Consider the following 19,602-nt stretch of genomic DNA (forward strand, 5'->3'; position numbering starts at 1 on the left):
CCGCCGACCGCACGCCCGGCCAGCGCCGGGCACGACCCGACCGCCGAAGCCCGGCGTCGCACCCCGGCTCACCCCCGCCGGGCACGACCCGACCGCCGAACGTAGGCGCCGCACCCCGGCTCACCTCCGCCGCCGCACCCCCGCCGCGCGTCCTGCGCAGCAACCCCTTCGCGTGCCTGGCCCTCTGCCTCCCCGCCCGAGCGTGCGCTTGCCCGCGCTCGCTCCCACCATGACCGCCCCACCCTCCATCCCCACGTACCGGCCCCCGCCCCGCCGTGCCCAGCACAGAACCCGGAGACCCACCCCATGAAGATCACTGGATACGAACTCTTCCTCGTCGAACCGCGCTGGCTCTTCCTTCGCGTCGACACCGACGAGGGCATCTCCGGGTGGGGCGAACCCATCGTCGAGGGCAAGGCCCACACCGTCGCCCGCTGCGTCGAGGAGATGTTCGACTACCTGGTCGGCCAGGACCCGGCGCGGATCGAGGAGCACTGGCAGGTGCTCGCCAAGAGCGGCTTCTACCGCGGCGGCGTCGTCCTGAACAGCGCCCTGTCCGGCATCGACCAGGCCCTGTGGGACATCGCGGGCAAGACGCACGGTGTCCCCGTCCACCAGCTGCTCGGCGGCCACGTGCGTGACCGGGTGCGCGTCTATGGCTGGGTCGGTGGCGAAACCCCCGAAGAACTGGCCGAGTCCGCGGCCGCGCAGGTCGCCAAGGGCATGACGGCGGTCAAGCTGAACCCCTGCGGCCAGCTGGAGCCTCTCGCCACGCCCGCCGCGATCAACGCCATCGTGGACGGGGTGAGTGCGGTCCGCGAGGCCATCGGACCGGAACGCGACCTGGCGCTGGACTTCCACGGCCGCTTCAGCGGGGCGATGTCGCGCCGTGTACTTCCGCTCCTGGAGCCGCTGCTGCCGCTCTTCGTCGAGGAGCCCGTGCTGCCGGAGTTCTCCAGGGACCTCGGCGCCGTGGTGCGCTCCACCTCCATCCCCATCGCCACCGGCGAACGGCTCTACTCACGCTGGGACTTCCGCTCGGTGCTCTCCGACGGCATCGCCGTGGCCCAGCCCGACATCAGCCACGCCGGCGGCATCTCCGAGACCCGCCGGATCGCCGCGATGGCCGAGGCGTACGACGTCATGGTGGCCCCGCACTGCCCACTCGGCCCGATCGCCCTCGCGGCCAGTCTGCAACTCGACTTCGCGATCCCCAACTTCCTCATCCAGGAACAGGCACTGGGTATCGGCTACGGCGACAGCAGCGGACTGCTGGACTACCTCGCCGACACCACGCCCTTCACGTTCCATGACGGCTACATAGACCGCCCGACCGCGCCCGGTCTCGGTGTCACGATTGATGAGGACGCGGTCCGCGCCGCCGCCGAACGCGGCCACCGCTGGCGCAACCCGGTCTGGCGCAACACGGACGGCTCACTGGCCGCCTGGTAGTCCCTGACAGCCCCAGGCGCAGGTACCCCATCACGGCAGCCTGGGTCACCTCCCCTGAGTCGCGCGAGCGTGAAGGCGTCGTCCCGCGGCCGTCCGAAAGGGGGAAGCGGTGCCCACCGTCGTGCAACTGTGGGCCGGGAAGGCGTGGACCGTCCGCGGGGCGGCCGACGCCTTCCTCGACTCGCTCCCGGCCCGGTGTTCGTCACCCACCGCCGCCCGACCCGGGGAACGTCGTCAGCCCGCGCGGCGTGTGCCCGGAATTCGACCGTGCCCAGTACGCCGCTCGCTCCGCGGGCCCGTCGTCGTCGCCCTGCGGGGGAGGTGGCGCTGGGAGTGGACACGCACCGGGATGCTCATGTGGCTGCGGTGCTCTCGTTGATGGGGACGGTGCTTGCGGATGTGAAGCAATGCGCTGGGCGAGTGGAAAACCTACCGTTTCGGATCAATATGTACCGCCACGCGATGGTCGCCGACAGCTCGACCATGTTGGTCACCACCGGCGTCGGCTACGGCACTGCTCTTGCGTGTGCGGTCCGGTCATGGTCAGGGCACGAGGGTGGAAGTGGACGGGACGCCGACTCGATGAAGCGGCGTTCCCCGGAGAGGAACGGGGGTGCCAGGTGTTCTGCCCTGGGTGGGTTCGCCCCGGGCACGGAGCAGGTCAAGGCGGCGACGTGGGCGGCGAACGAGCAGGCGTCGGCGAGGTCTTCGAGGCTCAGCCGGTCGAGTCGCCCGCCGAGGTGTCCGAGGGCGGCGAGGCGGTGCAGCAGGCCGGCGGTGAAGGAGTCTCCGGCGCCGACGGTGTCGACGATGTCGATGGCCGGGGTCGGGACGGTGACGCGGTGGCCGTCGAGGGAGGCGAGTGCGCCGCGTCCGCCGAGGGTGATGACGACGAGTCGTGCGCCGGCGGCGTGCCAGGTGTCGCAAGCCTCTTCAAGGCCGGCACCGGGGAGGAGCAGCGCGAGGTCGTCCTCGCTGAGGCGGAGGATGTCGGCGAGGGCGCACCAGCGAGGAAGCCGCTCTTGGTAGGCCGAGGGCGGTACCAGGAGGGGGCGGACGTTGGGGTCGACGGATACGGTGACGTGCTCGCGGGCACTGGCGAGGTGGTCTTCGATGTGGCCGGCGCCGGGCCGGCGTACCAGGGCCAGGGATCCGGTGTGCAGGCAGACCGCGTCGTCCTGCTGGGTGGCGGCGAGTTCGTCGGCGGTCCACTGCCAGTCGGCGGCACTGTCGGCGTAGAAGGTGTAGGTGGCCTGGCCGGTCTCGTCGAGGTCGGCGACGGCGAGAGTGCTGGGCTCGGGGGCGCTCACGCTGCCGGTCAGGTCGACGCCGGAGGCGCTGAGGCGGTCTCGGAAGAGGGTGCCGAAGACGTCGTTGGAGAACCGTCCGAGGAAGCGGGTGGGGGTGCCGAGCCGGGCAAGGGCCACGGCGGTGTTGGCCGGGCCACCACCGGGCAGGGCGCGCAGTGCGAGTTCGCCGAGGCCGGACCGGCCAGGGTCGGCGAAGGTGTCGGCGACGCACTCGCCGAGGACGGTGACACTGCCGGGGGACCCGTGTCGGGTCATGGTGACGGTCTGCCTTTCTGAGGGAGGGCGTGGGCTGCCGCTCCCGTGCGTGGGTCCGGCAGGTACGTCGAGGTCAGGTCAACGGGTAGGTCTACGACGGTGCCGTCCTCACCCGCTTCGGGGTGAGGACGGCGTTGTGAGGGCAGGTACGGGCAGGCAGCGCGTGTTACGCGTCCTGCCCTTGGCTCGCCAGCAGCGGTTCCTGACGGATTCCGCCCGGGGTCAGGTTCCATGCCTCGACGGTGAAGTCGCTGCGGCCGGTGCCTGTCGTGCGGGCCTGCAGCCGCCACGGTCCGTCGGCGAGTGGATAGAACCTGAGGGTGAGGACCTGGCCGTCGCCGAGATGGACCTCGGCGATCGAACGGTCCACGATCACGCGTAGCTCCACGGGGGTGCCGGCCGTCGCGGCCGGGCACGGGACGGCGTACGAGCCTCCTCGTGCCCTCGCGTCCAGTGACGCGTGGCTGCGGTCCACGGTGAGCCGGCCGGTGGTGGGATCGAGGCTGATGTCGAGGTACTCGGTGTCGTCCGCGGAGGTGACCAGGCGCAGGCCGCTGGTGCCGGTGGTGTCCGGCGTCAGGACGGCAGTGAGGTCGAAGGTGCGGCTGATCTCGCCGAGTTCGGCCGCCCCGGACTGTGTGAGGTGCCCGGTGCGGTGCAGTACGCGTTCGCCACGCAGCGCGAGCAGTTCGCGAGCGGGGCGCTGGACGACCGTTCCGTCGGCGGCGAGGGTCAGCTCGCGGGGGAGGGTGAGGGTGCCTGCCCAGCCTGCTTCATGCGCCCAGGTGTCGTCGCGGGCCTCCCACGCCCAGCCCCACAGCAGCCAGCGGTCTTCCCCGGGGGCTTTCAGCAGCGCGGGGGCGTAGAAGTCGGGGCCGTGATCGAGCGGCACCGGGGCCGCGGTCGCCGTGAAGCGTCCGTCCTGTTCGCGGCCGGTGTGGACGGTCGTGTGGCTGGGGCCGCCCTGCGGGGTCCAGTCGCTGATGATCAGGACGCCGCGGTCGCCGAAGGTCGCGTACTGGGGGCACTCCCATCCGACCGGGCCGGAGCCGGCCGCGGCATCGCCGGCGTGGAAGGGGCCGCGGTACTCCCAGTGCTCCAGGTCGTCGGACTCGTACAGCTGCGCCGCGGCGCGGCCGTCGGCGAGGGCCGAGCCGACCAGCATCCGCCAGCGGCCATCCTGCTGCCAGACGTAGGGGTCCCGGTACATGGTGGTGTCGGCGGGCGGCTCGGGGATGAGCAGCTCCGGGCGCTTGGCCCAGGTGATTCCGCCGTCGTACGACTCGGCGGTGGTGACCGGCTGCCACCAGCGGTCGTTGCGGTGGGCCGAGTAGAAGGCCACCATGCGGCCGTCGTCGGAGACCGCGTTCCCGGAGAAGCAGCCGTCGGCGTCGTAGCCGCCCGGAGTGGGGGCGAGGGCCACCGGGAGGGGTTCCCAGGTGATCAGGTCGGGGCTGCGGTAGTGGCCCCAGTGCACGTTCGAATGCCGCGGGCCGTACGGGTTGTACTGGAAGAAGACGTGGTAGTGCCCGTCGTGGAAGACCAGCCCGTTGGGGTCGTTGATCCAGTTGAGCGGGGGGCGCAGATGCACGGCCGGAAGGTGGGGGTCAGCAGGCGGCGTGGACACACGGGGCCTTTCTCGGGGTGCGCGAAGCACAGGGGAAGAGGAGAAGTGGAGACGCGGCGCGTGGCGCGGAGGCGCGAGCTCAGCCCTTCACGCCCGTCGACGCGATGCTGTTCACGAACGACCGCTGGAACGCCACGAACAGGGCGAGGATCGGCACGGTGATCAAGGAGGAGTACGCCATGATCTGGCCCCAGCCCACGTTCAGCTGGAAGAAGTAGGAGATGCCCACCATCACCGGGCGTAGTTCCTCGCTCTGGACCACCATCAGCGGCCAGAGGTAGGAGTTCCAGGCGGGCAGGAAGGTGAGGATGGCGACGGTGGCGACCGCCGGGCCGGACAGGGGCATGACGATACGGCGGTAGATGGTGAACCACCCGGCTCCGTCCATGACTGCCGCCTCGTCGATCTCCTTGGGGATGCTCTGGAAGTACTGGTGGAAGAAGAAGACCGAGAAGGCGTTGGCGACGAACGGCAGGATCTGGACCTGATAGGTGTCCATCCAGCCGGTGGTCAGCTCCAGTTGGAAGCCGTTGACGCGGAGCAGCGGCAGTTGGTTGATCCACCACACCAGCGGCACGGCGAAGGTCTCGAACGGCACGATGAGGGTGGCGATGACGGCGGTCAGGACCGCCTTGCGGCCGGGCATGCGCATCCGGGACAGGGCGAAGGCGGCCATGCTGTTGACGACGATGCCGAGGACCACGGTGATCGACGAGATCAGCACGGAGTTCAGCAGGAAGCGTGCCGCCGGAACGCGGTCGAACACACCTGTGTAGTTGTCGAGTGACAGGGCGCCGACCGGCACGAAGGCACGCCAGGAGCCGAGATCGGTGAAGATCTGGTCGTCCGGCTTGAACGACGAGATCAGCATGAAGACGAGCGGGAGTGCGAAGACCAGGGCGAGGACGACGCGGCCGGCGTGACCGCCGAGGTGCTTGAGGAAGGAGGTCATGGTCAGTCCTTCTCCCGGGTCAGGAAACGCTGGACGAGGGACACGGTCAGGACGAGCACGAAGAAGACCAGCGAGATGGCAGCCGCGTACGCGGTCTGCTGCTGCTCGTAGCCGGTCCGCACCGCTTGGTAGACGACGGTGGTGGTCGAGTCGAGGGGGCCGCCCTCGGTCATCACGTTGATCTGAGTGAAGAGGCCGAACGCCTGGATGGTGATGGTGACCAGAACGAAGGTGCGGGTGGCGCGCAGGCCGGGCCAGGTGACGTGGCGGAAGCGGTGCCAGCGGGTGGCGCCGTCGAGGTCGGCGGCCTCGTACAGCTCGGCGGGGATGGTCTGCAGCCCGGCCAGCCAGATGATCATGTGGAAGCCGACGCCCTGCCACACCGACATCAGGATGATGGAGGGCATGGCGGTGGCCGGGTCGCCCAGCCAGTCCCGGCCCTCGACATGGCCGAAGGTGAGCGCGGAAAGGATGTGGTTGACCAAGCCGTCCTGCCGGTAGAGGAAGGTCCACAGCAGGGACACGACCACCATCGAGGTGACGACCGGCAGGAAGTAGACGGTGCGGAAGAAGTTGACGCCCCGCACTTTCGCGTTCACCAGCAGCGCCAGCACCAGGGCGAGCCCGGCCTGGAGCGGGACGACGACGGCGGTGAAGTACACCGTGTTGCGCAGGGACTTGAAGAAGACCGGGTCCTCGAAGAGCCGGGTGAAGTTCCTGAGACCCACGAAGCGGGCCGGGGTGGGCGAGACGAGCCGCGCGTCGGTGAACGCCAGGGCGAAGGTGAGGGCGAGCGGTACGACGACGAAGACGATCAGCAGGACGACGGCCGGGGTGGCCATGCCGAGGGCGGTGAGGCTCTCACGGCGACGGGCGTGGGCCGTTCGGGTTCGCCGCACCGGACGCAGCCGGGCGAGGGCTGCGATCATGGTGGTCACGGTAGCTCCAGGGGGGTACCGGTCCGGTTCGGGCGCGCGGGGAAGGCGCGGTCGGGGCCCGAACCGGACCGGAGCGGGTCAGCCGGTGTAGTAGTTGTTCGACTTCAGGTCGTTGTCGATGTCCTTCGCGGCCTGTCCGAGCGCCTTCTGAGGGTCGGCCCCGGACAGGATGTCCTGGGTCGCCTTCTGGAACTCGGTGGAGATGTAGGGGTAGGCCGGGGTGACCGGGCGCACCACGGCGAACTTGCGCGCGAACTGGACGAAGACGTTGAACTTTCCGCCGGGCTGGTAGCCGTCGACTTGCTTCACCGCAGCTTCGGCGGCCGGGATGGTGCCAGTGGCCTTGGCGTAGTCGACGAAGTACTTGGTCTGGCGGGAGAACTTCAGCCATGCCTCGGCGCCCGCCTTGTTGGAGCAGGTGGAGCTCATCGCCCACTGCCAGGAAGCGCCGCCGATCTTGGGCCCGTTGCCGAAGTCGACCGGCGGGATGATCGCCAGGTCGTCACCGAATTTGTCGGCGTTCTTGGCGGCGTTCCAGCTGCCGTCCCAGTGGATGGCGCTCTTGCCGGCGAGGAAGTCCTTGTTGGGGTCGGCCCCGGACTTCTTCGACAGGTACCCCTTCTTCACGAGCGAGCCGAGCCAGGTCGCCCACTCCACGGACTTCTTGCCGTCGAGGGTGCCCGAAGCGGTCTTGTAGCCGTCACGGTTGATCAGATCGCCGCCGAAGCTCTGGAGCTGCGGCGAGTAGGCGTACGGGTACCACTCGCCGATGAGGCCGGTGCCCATTTCGAGCGGGTACTCGAACTTGCCGCTCTTCTTCAGCTTGGCCAGCGCGGAGTCGAACTCGGCCTGCGTCCAGGGTTTGTCGATGGTCGGGATGCGGATGTCGTACTTGTTCAGTACCGACTTGCGGGCGAAGAACGTGAGGGAGACATCGGTGAAGCCGAACGCGTAGACCTTGTCCTTGTAGCGGCCGACGGTGCTGGGCAGCTGGTCGGACAGCGGTACCTCGCTGCCGGAGACGTCGATCGGGGCGAGGTAGCCGCCCCACGCCCAGTTCGCCACATTGGGGCCGTCGACGTCGAGCAGGCAGGGCAGCTTGCGGGCCGAGGCCGCTGCCACGACGGAGTTGTTGTAGTCGCTCTGCGGGAACGCCTGGAGCTTGACCTTGTACTTGCTCTGGGAGCCGTTGAAGTCCTTGATGATCTTCTTGACGACGTCGAGCTCGGCAGAGTTGCCGGCGTTGTGCGTCCACAGGGTCAATGTGTCGCCGTCGGCTCCGGACGTGCTGCCGCCGCCGCTTCCGGTCGCGCATCCGGCGACCAGCGCGGTCGCCGCTGCCACGGCTACACTCGCTACTGCGAGGCGCCTGGTTCTGAACACCACGAGGGTTCCTCCATCTCACTGAGACGGGTCTTGCCGGACCCGCCTTGGCGACCGGTTGCGACGGTCGCTGTTCTTGGTGGTCGTCCCGCCGCCCGGAGGGTCAGTACTCCTGGCGGCGGGACAACCGTCTTCGGGTGCCCGGTGTCAGTCCCCGGCGGGGGCGCCGATGGAGGCACGTTCCCGCAGCGGCATGGGCACACGGTGGACGACTGCTTCGAGCGGCCCCCTGCGGAGAATCAGCTCCACGGCGAGGCGGCCGAGTTGGTAGTGCGGCAGCTTCAGCGTGGTGAGCGCCGGGCGCAGTACGGCCGCGATGTCCTGGTCGTCGAAGGAGACCACCGACACATCGCCGGGCACGGACAGACCCGCCTCACCGAGCGCCTGGTAGGCGCCGAGGGACACCCGATCGGCCAGGCACACCAGCGCCCGGGGACGATGCCCCGCCGCGAGCAGCGCGGAGACCTCCCGGTAGCCGTCCAGCGTGTCCCAGTCGCACTCGATGACGCCGTCCAGGCGTGCGCCGCCCTCCCGGAGGACCTCCTCCAGACCGCGCATCCGCTCGTTGCCCGCGATGATCCCCTCGGGCGTGGCCGGAACGGCCTGGTGGCCGCCGATCGCCCAGATGCCCTCGCGGTGACCGGCCGCGAGCAGGGCGCGAGCCGCGTCCCGGCCGGCTTCCAGCTCGTCGGGGACGACGGACGGGGCGTCGAAGCCGGGAGCGAGGCAGTTCAGCAGGACCACGCGTCGCCCGAAGAGCTCTTTGGGCGGAGTGACGTACCGGGTGAACATGGACGCATAGATCACCGCGTCGACCTGGCGGTCCAGCAGCGCGTGGACCAGCGACGACTCGGCCTCGCGATCGCCGCCCGCCTCGGTGATGAACAGCAGGTTGTCCCGTTCCCGGGCGGCCTCCATCGCGCCGCGGATCACCTCGCCCGCGAAGGGCGTCGTGGTGATCCGGTCCGAGACGAACCCGATGGTCTGTGTCGACTTCGTCCGCAGGCTGCGCGCGGTGACGTTGGGGCGGTAGCCCAGCTCCTTCGCGGCGTCCAGCACCTTCTGGCGGGAGGCATCGGAGATACGCATGTCGGTGCGACCGGACAGGGCGAACGACGCGGTCGTCGGCGAGACGCCCGCGTGGCGGGCGACATCGGCCATGGTCACACGACGTTCAGACACGCTGCTCAGCTCCGTTGTTAAATCGGATTAGCAAGTTGCGAAGAGATTGATGCGCCCGTGGCCGGATGTCAACACCGCAGACATCTCGAATGAGAAACGGGGGATGTATATGCCCTTTTGTCAGCCCCTCTTGTGTCCCCCGGGTAAAACGGTATGCATTAGCTCTTGCGTTAGCAGGGGCGGGGCGCGAACGATGCCGAGCCATCTCGCTTAAACCGATTTGGCAGTGCGTCAGACCTGCCGCGCACCACCCAGGAGCCCGCCCATGAGGAGAAGAACAGCCCTCACCGTCGTGTCCGCCGCCATTGGCGGGGCCGTCGTACCGCTCTCGTTCGCTTCCGCTTCCGCCGCCGCGGAGAGCCGACGCGGCCCCCAAAGTCCCACCGCCCGCTGGGACTTCGACGAGCGCGGCGGCACGGTCGCCCGCGAGGCGGTCTCGGGCTCCGCAGACCCCATCGAGTACGTCTTTGAAGACGCCCGCTACAAGCCGGACACCGACCCCGTCCGGCGGCGCGGAGTGCGCGGCCGGGCGCTGTACTTCGACGGCTACTCCACCGTCGTCACCGCCAAGGGCCCCGGCAAGCTGGACCCCGCCCAGGGCCTGACCATCGACGCGTGGATCGCCCCCTACGCGTACGAGCACGGCATCGACGGCAAGCCCCAGGCCCTGGTCAACCAGCACAACCCGGACGCGAAGACCGGGTTCCTGCTCGGTCTGCGCCGCTTCGGTCAGATCGTCTTCCAACTCGGCTTCGGCACCGACCTGATCGAGGTCAAGGGAGCCCAGGACCAGCCGGCCGCCAAGGGCCGATGGACGCACGTCGCCGCCAGCTACGACCCGGGCGCACACCAGCTGCGCCTCTACCGCGACGGCCGTCTCATCGGCACCGCCACCACTCCCGACAAGGACCCTCAACTGGCCCTCGGCGAGCCCATGTTGATCGGCCGGCACAACCGGCCCACCCTGCTCAACGGCGAGTTCCACGCCAACATGTACATGGGCCTGATGGACAGCCTCGTCATCCGCCCCGGCACCCTGGATGACACCACCGCCCATCGGGAGCACGCCGAGAGGGTCGCCGCGCTTCCGGGCGGCCGCGTGCCCCGCCCGGACCTGACGTTGAACCGGTCCCGCTTCGACGGCGACCGGCACCGCCCCCAGTTCCACATGCTGCCGCCCTGGCACTGGATGAACGAGCCGCACGCACCCGTGTACTTCAAGGGCAAGTACCACATCTTCTACCAGCACGATCCGCTCGGCCCGTTCTGGGGCCAGATCCACTGGGGTCACGCCGTCAGCACCGACATGGTGCACTGGCGGGACATGCCCATAGCCCTCGCCCCGGCGGGGGACTCGGTCGGGCCGGACGGGATCTGGTCGGGCTCGGCGTACGTCGACGGCGATCGCGGGCCGGTGCTCTTCTTCACCGGTGGCGACGACCGGCTGCCCTACCGTCAGCGCACCGGGATGGCCGTGTCCTCGTACACGACCGACCGCGACACGGACCTGCCGACCTGGACCATGAAGTCCGAGCCGGTCACCGAGGCCCCGGCCGGTCTCCCCGCCGGCCCCGGTACCGCGTGGGCGGAGAACTTCCGCGACCCGTTCGTCTGGGAGGAGGACGGCGTCTGGTACCAGCTGGTCGGCAGCGGCATCGTCGACTACGACGGCACCCAGGTCACCAAGAAGCACGGCGGAACCGCACTCGTCTACACCGCGCGCAGGCCCGAGGGGCCTTGGACATACCGGGGGCCGCTGCACTGGAACGACCTCGCGAAGGTCCCCGAGCCCGGAGAGGTCTGGGAGCTGCCGGTGCTCCTCCCGCTCCCCGGACCGAAGGGCAAGCGCACCGGCAAGCACATCCTGCTGCTCAGCCCCTGGTGGGAGGCGTTCAACCCGAACGCCGTCAAGCACACCTACTACTGGATCGGCACCTTCGACAAGCGCGAATGCCGCTTCCTGCCCGACCACGACAAGCCCCGCGAGTTCGACTTCGGCGAGCACTTCACCGGCCCGTCCGGCTTCGTCACCCCCGACGGCCGCTCGGTGCTCTTCAGCATCACCCAGGACCGCCGCAGCGAACAGCAGCACGCCCAGTCCGGCTGGGCCCACAACGCCGGCATGCCGGTCAGCGTCTCGCTGCGCCAGGACGGAACCCTCGGTGTCGAGCCGATCGAAGAGGCGGCCGGACTGCGGGGCCGACGGCTGGTCAAGATCCGCCAGGCTTCGGTGAAGGAGGCCGACCGCCAACTCGCCGGTGTCTCCGGCGACCTGCTCGACATCGAGGCCGTCATCGAGCCCCGCGACGCCACGACCGTCACCCTGGCCGTCCGGGCGAGCGCCGACGGCAGTGAGCGGACCCTGCTCTCCTACGACACGAGCAAGCACCGCTTCTCCATCGACCGCGGCCGCTCCAGCCTCGACCCGGACGTCCGTAAGGGCGTCCACGGCGGCACGGTCGAACTCGTCGGCGGACAGCTGAAGTTGAGGGTCCTGCTCGACCGCTCGATGCTGGAGGCGTACGTCAACGGCACCAACAGCCTCACCAGCCGCGTCTACCCGACCCGGCAGGACTCCACCGGCCTGCGACTGACCAGCGAGGGCGGCTCCGCCCGGGTCGTCTCCCTGGATGTCTGGCGCATGAACGGCGCCTACGACACATCCGTCGCGCCCGCCGCCTACGACCCGCCGCGCCCGACGAACGTCGACGCCCTTCCCAACCACGACTTCGCCACCGGCGACCTCACCGGATGGACCGTCGTCTCGGGCACCACCTTCGGCGACGCCAACGTGACCACCCGTACCGACTGGGGCTGGGGCGGACCCTTCTACCAGGCCGAGACGGCGGACGACCCGGCCGGCCACCACCTGTGGGGCTACAACCCGGACGCGGGCGGCGACGACGCCACAGGCGTACTCCGCTCCGCCACCGTCGTCCTCGGCGGAGACGGCGTGGTCGACCTGCTCGTGTCCGGCGGCAACGACCCCGACCGGCTCTACGCCGCCGTCGTCCGCGCCGCCGACGGCAAGGTGCTGGCCAAGGAAACCGGGCGTGGTGCCGAACAGTACCGCCGTGTCGTCTTCGACCTGTCCGAGCACATCGGCGAACGGATCTACGTCGAGGTCGTCGACAAGGCGACCGGCGGCTGGGGCCACATCAACGTCGACGACGTCAACGTACCCGTCCAGCGCTCCTGACCACCGACCCATCCACGTTCCACGCTCCCGGGGCCCTGCCGTGGGCCCGCGACCAGGAGAACGCACTGATCAGCCTGCTCAACACACCTCAACACATCACCGGAGGTATGCATGCGCACGCGTTCATCAGCGACATCCAGGACAGGGCCCCCGGGCAGCCTGCTATGCACACTGCTCGTCCTCGTGGCATGTCTCGGCATGACAACACCCTTCATGTCGGGACAAGCCCGCGCGAGCGAGAGCACCCTGTCCAACCCCGGCTTCGAGACAGGCGACCTGAGCGGCTGGAGCACCACAGGAACCGCCTTCAACGGATCCGTCACCAACCAGCCGGGCTGGGGATGGGGCTGCTGCTTCAACCAGCAGGGCACCTACCACCTGTGGGGATTCGCGGGCGGCGGCGATGCCCCCACGGGCACCGTCACCTCCGAGCCGTTCACCCTGACCGGCACGGGAATGGTCAGCGTCCTGGTTTCCGGCGGCCGCAACGACGACCAGCTGTACGTGGCTCTGACGACCTTGGACGGCACCGTCCTGCACAAGGCCACCGGCACCGACGACGAGGCGTACCGCCGCGTCACCTGGGACGCACGACAGCACCTGGGCCAGCAGTTACGCATCACGGCGGTCGACCGGGCCACCGGCGGCTGGGGACACATCAACCTGGACGACGTGAGAGTCGGTCTGGACGAGGCTCCGGACCCGGGCCTCGAGGGGCTCGCCGCCTACTGGGACTTCGCCGAGAGCCAGGGCACCACGACCACGGAGCGGATCAGCCAGAGCGCGGACCCCATCAGCTACGTCTTCAACAACGCGGTCTACAAGCCGAACAGCGACCCACTGTGGCGTACCAAGCGGCAGGAGGACGGCGTTCTCTCCGGCGCCCTTCTCTTCGACGGCTACTCCACCTGGGTCACCCGCGCCGCATCGCAGACGCAGCTCCCCACGGACGGCATGACCGTCGAAGCCTGGGTCGCACCCCGCGCCTTCGAATGGGGCGACGAAGGCAAGCCCTCGGCCATCGTCAACCAGCAGGACAAGGCAGCACGCCGCGGATTCTCGCTCGGCGTCGGCCGGCACGGCGTGTGGCAGTTCGGCATCGGCACCGGTGACGCCTGGTACGAGACGGCGGTTCCCCAGGCGGCGGCTCTGGCCGCGGGCAAGTGGGCGCACATCGCGGCGGTCTTCGCTCCGAGCGAGGGCACCATCAGCCTGTACCTGAACGGTGAGCGGGTCGCCCGGACAGCCATCCCCGCCACGGCCCGCCTGGCCAAGGCCGACGTTCCCCTGCTCATCGGCCGCCACAACCAGCCCGCCGTCATCAACGGCACCTTTGCCGTGAACATGTTCAACGGCCTGGTCGATGAGGTGAAGGTCCACACGGACGCGCTCACCTCCGAATCCGTGCGCGCCGGCCACGAGCACGACATGCAGACATTCGCCGGGGGCAGCATCCCCGAGGCCCGTATGGCCATGGACCGCTCACGCTACGACGGCGACCGCTACCGCCCGGGCTACCACTTCTCGGCACCCAACCACTGGATGAACGAGCCCCACGCCCCCATCCAGGTCAACGGCAAGTACCACCTCTTCTACCAGCACAACTCCCACGGCCCCTACTGGCACAACATCGGCTGGGGGCACGCGGTCAGCGAGGATCTGGTGCACTGGCGCGACCTGCCCGTCGCCCTCGCCCCCACCGCGGGAAGCGTGGCACCGGACGGCGTCTGGTCCGGCGACGCGACGCTCGACGAGAACGGTGTCCCGGCCCTGCTGTTCACGGCCGGCAACGATTCCCAGCGCCCCAATCAGGCAACCGGACTCGCACGCCCTGTCGACCCCGGCGACCCGGACCTGGTCGAGTGGAAGATGCACCCGACCCTGGTGACCAGCCAGACCGCCGATCTGGACGTCGGCCCCGGACGCAAGGTCCGCTTCGGAGACTTCCGCGACCAGGACGTGTGGAAGGAAGGCGACACCTGGTTCCAGTTGGTCGGCTCGGGAGTCCAGACCACCTCAGGCCAAAGCGTCGGCGGGACGGCGCTCCTCTACACCTCCAAGAACCTCACCGACTGGACCTACTCGGGGCCTCTCATGGTCGGTGACGTGGCGGCCCACCCCAAGACCGGCCAGGTCTGGGAGCTCCCCACCTTCCTCCCCATCGGCAAGGACGACCAGGGACGCCAGCGACGGGCGCTGCTCGTCAACCCGTCCTTCCCCGACGGCCCCGCCGAGTACAGCAGCAAGTACACCTACTACTGGGTCGGCACCTGGGACGCCCAGGCCCGCCGATGGACACCCGACACCACCACGCCCAAACTGCTCGACTACGGCGATCACTTCACCGGCCCCAGCGGCACGGTCGACGACAAGGGACGCTCCCTCGTCTTCAGCATCGCGCAGGACCGGCGCACGGAGCGCGCCCACTACGACGCCGGCTGGGCCCACAACGCCGGACTCCCCGTCCAACTGTCCATGCGACCTGACGGAGACCTGGGAGTCAGCCCGGTCGAGGAGGTCTCCCGGCTCCATGTGGGCGAACCACTCCTCCACATCAACGAACCGACCTCCGTCGCCGACGCCAACGCGCGCCTGGCAGACATCAAGGGAGACATGCTCCACATCAAGCTGACCCTGGAACGGGGCCGCGCCGACACCTTCGGTCTCGATGTGCTGCGCAGCCCCGGCGACGAAGAGCGGACCCGTCTGTTCTACGACGCCCCAGCCGGGCAACTGGGTGTCGACCGAACACGATCCGGAAACAACTCCAGCGTCGACGCCAACCTGGGCATCCAGAAAGGTCCGCTGACGCTCTCCAACGGAGAACTGTCACTGGACGTGTTCCTGGACCGCTCGATGATCGAGGCATACGCGAACGCGCACAAGTCCATCACCACCCGCGCCTACCCCTTCCGGCAGGACTCCCTCGGCCTGCGGCTCTTCGGCGACGGCAGTGTCGTCAAGTCCATGACCATCTGGAAGATGGGCAACCTGACCGACTGACTCAGGGCAGTCCCCGCCCGCCGGCATCATCGACCCGGTCGGCACGCCAGCCGTGCCGACCGGGTCGATGCCCCGACCGTGTACGCGGCGGAGGCCACCCCGGTGGCGCCCATCTGGACGCGCCAGGGGCCGTCGCCGGAGGGGTAGACGCGCAGGGTGAGGTGCGGCCGGAGGCGGTGAAGATCTCCGCGACCGAGTGGTCGAGCAGAATCCGCAGGGTCGCGTTGGGCCCCTCAAATGGAAGGCGTCGACCGGTTGACGGCCACACTCATGCATCTGCGGCACGGCCTCCCGCACTCTGTCCTCCGGCTGCTGTCCAGTCACGGGCTTGTCGACTGTCGTTGCGGGATGGTGTCTGCTGTCACCGAGCCACCGGGCGTGTCCCAATAGGGGCCTTGCCGACGATCAGGCGCCATCACGGTTCAGACCGCCCGTCCAGGCCGGTGCCAGCCACCCAGGACGTCACTACGCGGGAGGCGAACCACCATGACGACCAGACAGCGCAGCACCTCCTCCAGCACGGATCCTCCCGTTCCGGGCGAGGTTGTCCTGGGCGTGGACACACATGGCGAGGTTCATGTTGCCGCCGTGGTCTCCCCGCTGGGAAAGGTCCTGGGCACCGAGTCCTTTCCGGCCACGGCGGCCGGCTACCGTCGGGGAGGTGAATCGGCCCGACCGCTCGGCCCGCCGTTTGCTCGGGAAGTCGGACCCGCTCGATGCGCAGGCTGCCGCGCGGGCCGTGCTCAGCGGTCACGCCAGGGCACGGGCCAAATCCGGTGCCGGGCCGGTGCACAGCGCTCGGATGTTCAAGCTCGCCAAGGACTCCGCGGTCAAGGCCCGTATCCAGGCGATCAACCAGCTCAAGGCCGTCCTGGTCATCGCCGACGAGGCCCACGAAGGGGCGGTGCTCCACGCTACGCACATCACCCTGTGTCTGCTGGACCGGCGCATCAGGCAGCTCAGCGAACAGGTCCGGGAGCTGGAAGGCCGCCTGACCCGGCTGGTGGAGCGCCACGCTCCGCAGCTGCTCGAGGTGGCGGGCATCGGTCCGGACACCGCCGTCACTTTGCTGATCACGATCGGGGACAACCCGGAACGCCTGGGCAGTGAGGCGTCCTTTGCGGCGCTGTGCGGTGTCAGCCCAGTCGAGCGTTCCTCGGGCAGTCGGCGGTACCGTCGCCTGAACCGGGGCGGCGACCGGCAAGCGAACGCGGCCCCGCAGCAAGGAGGGCAAACCCGGCGCGAGATAGTCCGAAGCCTCAAGCGCTACGTGGCCAGAGAGGTCTTCACCTGGTCAGACCTGTGCAGTCGCAACCCCCGTCAGAGGGGCAGTCGTGATACGTGAGAGGGTCTGAGGCGTGAGTGAGACACCATCGAACACCCTGCAATACCGCTTTGACGGGCCAGAAGACGCCCCGGTCCTGATCTTGGGTCCCTCACTGGGTACCACATGGCACATGTGGGACCGGCAGGTCCCCGAGCTGACGCAGCAGTGGCGCGTCTTCCGGTTCGACCTGCCGGGACATGGCGGCGCGCCCGCGTACCCGGCGGGTTCGGTCGGCGATCTCGTCGAGCGGCTGCTCGCGACCCTCGACGGCCTCGGCGTGCAGCGCTTCGGCTACGCGGGCTGCGCGTTCGGCGGCGCCCTCGGCATCGAACTCGCGCTGCGTCACCCCGAGCGCCTCGCCTCGCTCGCCTTGATCGCCGCCTCGCCCCGCTTCGGCACGGCCGACGAGTTCCGGCAGCGGGGTGTGATCGTGCGCACGAACGGCCTCGACCCCATCGCCCGCACCTCGCCGGACCGCTGGTTCACCTCCGGCTTCGCCGCCGCCCAGCCCGCGATCACCGAGTGGGCCGTGCAGATGGTGCGCACCACCGACCCCGGCTGCTACATCGCCGCCTGCGAGGCGCTCGCCTCCTTCGACGTACGGTCCCAGCTCGGCGGCGTCACCGTGCCCACGCTCGTCCTCGTCGGCTCGGACGACCAGGTCACCGGGCCCGCCGAGGCCCGCACCCTGGTCGCCGGCATACCGGACGCCCGTCTCGCCGTCGTCCCCGGCGCCTCCCACCTGGTGCCGGTCGAGCAGCCCGCGGCCGTCACCGACCTGCTGGTCCGGCACTTCTCGACCGCCTGGCAGCCCGCCTACGACTCCTCCACCGGCCAGATCGCCATCACGGCCGCCCCCGTCAAGCCGGTCCTGGCTGCCGCGCCGCCGCAGCCCGCGCCCATCGCCGAGATAGCCCCGGTGGCCGTACCGCCGCAGACGACGGGACGGCCTGATCCGTACGACGCGGGCATCAAGGTCCGTCGCGAGGTCCTCGGCGACGCGCACGTCGACCGGGCGCTGGCGCAGGCGGACGAGTTCTCGGGGGACTTCCAGGAGTTCATCACCCGGTACGCGTGGGGCGAGATCTGGGACAGACCCGGTCTCGACCGGCGCTCCCGCAGCTGTGTCACCCTCACCGCCCTGGTCGCGGGCGGCCACATGGACGAACTCGCCTTCCACACCCGCGCCGCCCTGCGCAACGGACTGACCCCCGACGAGATCAAGGAAGTGCTGCTGCAGGCGGCCGTCTACTGCGGCGTACCGGCGGCGAACAGCGCGTTCAAGGTGGCGCAGCAGGTGATAAGGGAGGAGACCACTCCCACGGAGTGATCCTCAGCGGTCGCCGGCCAGGCACCGCAAGCACCATCCTGAGCCGCCTTGAGCCGCCTTGAGCCGCCCTTCGACCGGGCGGCGGGGCAGGATGGTGTCATGAAGCTCACGAAGAAGTCGCACGCCTGCGTCCGCCTGGAGAAGGGCGGGCGCACGCTGGTTCTCGACCCCGGAGGATTCAGCGAGGAGGACGCCGCGGTCGGCGCGGATGCGATCCTCGTCACGCACGAGCACCCCGACCACTTCGACGAGGCGCACCTGCGGGCGGCCATGGAGGCGAACCCCGCCGCCGAGATCTGGACGCTCGCGTCGGTGGCGGAGCAGATCTCGGCGGCGTTCCCGGGCCGCGTGCACACCGTGGGCCACGGCGACACCTTCACCGCGGCGGGCTTCGACGTCCAGGTCCACGGCGAACTCCACGCCGTCATCCACCCGGACATCCCGCGCATCACGAACGTCGGCTACCTCATCGACGGCGGCAAGGTGTTCCACCCCGGCGACGCCCTCACCGTGCCGGAACACCCCGTCGAGACGCTGATGCTCCCGGTCATGGCGCCCTGGAGCAAGATCTCGGAGGTCATCGACTACGTCCGCGAGGTCAAGCCGCAGCGCGCCTACGACATCCACGACGCCCTGCTCACCGATCTGGCCCGCCCGATCTACGACCGTCAGATCGGCGGCCTGGGCGGCGCGGAGCACCTGCGTCTGACTCCGGGGGACTCGGCGCAGGTGTGAGCGGGCCCACCCCGGGCGGGGCCGGGTTGTCAGTCCCGCCCGGTAAGTTGTCAGGCATGCGCATCGCGACCTGGAACGTGAACTCGATCACCGCCCGCCTGCCCAGGCTGCTGGCTTGGCTGGAGAGCAGCGGCACCGACGTGCTGTGCCTGCAGGAGGCCAAGGTCGCCGAGGAGCAGTTCCCGTTCGACCCGCTGCGCGACCTCGGCTACGAGGCGGCGGTCCACGCCACCGGCCGGTGGAACGGCGTGGCGGTGCTCTCCCGCGTAGGCCTCAAGGAGGTCGTCAAGGGCCTCCCGGGCGACCCCGGCTTCGACGGCGCCGTGGAGCCCCGCGCCATCTCCGCCACCTGCGGCCCGGTCCGCGTCTGGTCGGTGTACGTGCCGAACGGCCGTGAGGTGGACCACCCCCACTACGCCTACAAGCTCCAGTGGTTCGAGGCCCTCAAGGCCGCCGTCGCGGGGGATGCGGGCGGCAGCCGCCCGTTCGCGGTGATGGGCGATTACAACGTGGCGCCGACCGACGACGACGTCCACGACGTGGCCGCCTTCGAGGGCCTCACCCACGTCACCCCCGCCGAGCGCGCCGCCCTCGCCTCCCTGCGCGAGACCGGCCTGTCCGACGTGGTCCCGCGCCCCCTGAAGTACGACGCCCCGTTCACGTACTGGGACTACCGCCAACTCTGCTTCCCCAAGAACCGCGGCATGCGCATCGACCTGGTGTACGGCAACGAGCCGTTCGCCAAGGCGGTCACCGACTCCTACGTGGACCGCGAGGAGCGCAAGGGCAAGGGCGCGTCGGACCATGCGCCGGTGGTCGTGGACCTGGACGTGTAGTCGAGGCCGGCCGTTTCCAGCCTGTCCGGCGTTTGCGGACTAGGCCGTTCAGGCCGAAGGGGCCTTCTGGGGG

At 69.6% G+C, this 19,602-nt stretch carries 12 protein-coding genes and 1 pseudogene; 7 read left to right on the forward strand and 6 right to left on the reverse strand.

Annotated features, from left to right (window positions below; translation table 11 throughout):
• Positions 1-306: 306 nt before the first annotated feature.
• The gene (dgoD, locus tag ACTMVF_RS10015) at positions 307-1,452 is read left to right on the forward strand and encodes a galactonate dehydratase (protein WP_441270593.1); all 1,146 of its coding nucleotides are present in this window, start codon (positions 307-309) and stop codon (positions 1,450-1,452) included.
• A gap of 506 nt (positions 1,453-1,958) precedes the next feature.
• On the opposite strand, the gene ACTMVF_RS10020 is transcribed toward dgoD, so the two are convergent.
• The 6 genes from ACTMVF_RS10020 to ACTMVF_RS10045 all read right to left on the reverse strand — a co-directional run bounded on the left by ACTMVF_RS10020 (position 1,959) and on the right by ACTMVF_RS10045 (position 9,099).
• Entirely contained in the window at positions 1,959-3,017 is a 1,059-nt protein-coding gene (locus ACTMVF_RS10020) for a carbohydrate kinase family protein (protein ID WP_441270594.1), read from the reverse strand.
• A gap of 166 nt (positions 3,018-3,183) precedes the next feature.
• Positions 3,184-4,608, reverse strand: a complete 1,425-nt coding sequence (locus ACTMVF_RS10025; protein WP_441270595.1) for a glycoside hydrolase family 32 protein — start codon at positions 4,606-4,608, stop codon at positions 3,184-3,186.
• Positions 4,609-4,723: 115 nt separating this feature from the next.
• Positions 4,724-5,596 (reverse strand): carbohydrate ABC transporter permease, encoded by an 873-nt coding sequence (locus ACTMVF_RS10030; protein WP_441270596.1) that lies wholly within the window; start codon positions 5,594-5,596, stop codon positions 4,724-4,726.
• 2 nt (positions 5,597-5,598) lie between these two features.
• Positions 5,599-6,525 carry a carbohydrate ABC transporter permease gene (locus tag ACTMVF_RS10035; protein ID WP_441270597.1) on the reverse strand — a complete coding sequence of 309 codons (927 nt, stop codon included), beginning with the start codon at positions 6,523-6,525 and terminating at the stop codon, positions 5,599-5,601.
• Between the two features lie 87 nt (positions 6,526-6,612).
• Positions 6,613-7,878, reverse strand: coding sequence for an extracellular solute-binding protein (locus ACTMVF_RS10040; RefSeq protein ID WP_441270598.1), 1,266 nt, complete (start codon positions 7,876-7,878; stop codon positions 6,613-6,615).
• Positions 7,879-8,064: 186 nt separating this feature from the next.
• Complete coding sequence (locus ACTMVF_RS10045) at positions 8,065-9,099, reverse strand: LacI family DNA-binding transcriptional regulator (RefSeq protein ID WP_441270599.1); 1,035 nt, start codon at positions 9,097-9,099, stop codon at positions 8,065-8,067.
• 265 nt (positions 9,100-9,364) lie between these two features.
• Here ACTMVF_RS10045 and ACTMVF_RS10050 point away from each other — a divergent pair, with 265 nt between their 5' ends.
• From ACTMVF_RS10050 to ACTMVF_RS10075, 6 genes and pseudogenes are all read left to right on the forward strand, one after another.
• Positions 9,365-12,298: a GH32 C-terminal domain-containing protein gene (locus ACTMVF_RS10050; RefSeq protein WP_441270600.1), complete on the forward strand. Its 2,934-nt coding sequence runs from the start codon at positions 9,365-9,367 to the stop codon at positions 12,296-12,298.
• Positions 12,299-12,496: 198 nt separating this feature from the next.
• Positions 12,497-15,301 (forward strand): GH32 C-terminal domain-containing protein, encoded by a 2,805-nt coding sequence (locus tag ACTMVF_RS10055; protein ID WP_441270601.1) that lies wholly within the window; start codon positions 12,497-12,499, stop codon positions 15,299-15,301.
• A gap of 486 nt (positions 15,302-15,787) precedes the next feature.
• Positions 15,788-16,646 (forward strand): annotated as a pseudogene (locus tag ACTMVF_RS10060) (transposase).
• 13 nt (positions 16,647-16,659) lie between these two features.
• Complete coding sequence (gene pcaDC, locus ACTMVF_RS10065; protein ID WP_441270602.1) at positions 16,660-17,958, forward strand: bifunctional 3-oxoadipate enol-lactonase/4-carboxymuconolactone decarboxylase PcaDC; 1,299 nt, start codon at positions 16,660-16,662, stop codon at positions 17,956-17,958.
• A gap of 99 nt (positions 17,959-18,057) precedes the next feature.
• Positions 18,058-18,693 (forward strand): MBL fold metallo-hydrolase, encoded by a 636-nt coding sequence (locus ACTMVF_RS10070; RefSeq protein ID WP_441270603.1) that lies wholly within the window; start codon positions 18,058-18,060, stop codon positions 18,691-18,693.
• 56 nt (positions 18,694-18,749) lie between these two features.
• A complete protein-coding gene (locus tag ACTMVF_RS10075) occupies positions 18,750-19,529 on the forward strand; it encodes an exodeoxyribonuclease III (RefSeq protein ID WP_441270604.1) in 780 nt (259 codons plus the stop codon).
• The last annotated feature ends 73 nt before the right edge of the window (positions 19,530-19,602 follow it).

Source organism: Streptomyces sp. SD31 (genome assembly GCF_052068475.1).
GTDB lineage: Bacteria > Actinomycetota > Actinomycetes > Streptomycetales > Streptomycetaceae > Streptomyces.

Excerpts from the sequence above, each read along its gene's own strand:
- ACTMVF_RS10055 (WP_441270601.1), top strand. The coding sequence starts at position 12,497 with ATGACAACACCCTTCATGTCGGGACAAGCCCGCGCGAGCGAGAGCACC.
- ACTMVF_RS10070 (WP_441270603.1), top strand. The coding sequence starts at position 18,058 with ATGAAGCTCACGAAGAAGTCGCACGCCTGCGTCCGCCTGGAGAAGGGC.
- ACTMVF_RS10050 (WP_441270600.1), top strand. The coding sequence starts at position 9,365 with ATGAGGAGAAGAACAGCCCTCACCGTCGTGTCCGCCGCCATTGGCGGG.
- ACTMVF_RS10020 (WP_441270594.1), bottom strand. The coding sequence starts at position 3,017 with ATGACCCGACACGGGTCCCCCGGCAGTGTCACCGTCCTCGGCGAGTGC.
- ACTMVF_RS10075 (WP_441270604.1), top strand. The coding sequence starts at position 18,750 with ATGCGCATCGCGACCTGGAACGTGAACTCGATCACCGCCCGCCTGCCC.
- dgoD (WP_441270593.1), top strand. The coding sequence starts at position 307 with ATGAAGATCACTGGATACGAACTCTTCCTCGTCGAACCGCGCTGGCTC.
- ACTMVF_RS10035 (WP_441270597.1), bottom strand. The coding sequence starts at position 6,525 with ATGATCGCAGCCCTCGCCCGGCTGCGTCCGGTGCGGCGAACCCGAACG.
- ACTMVF_RS10030 (WP_441270596.1), bottom strand. The coding sequence starts at position 5,596 with ATGACCTCCTTCCTCAAGCACCTCGGCGGTCACGCCGGCCGCGTCGTC.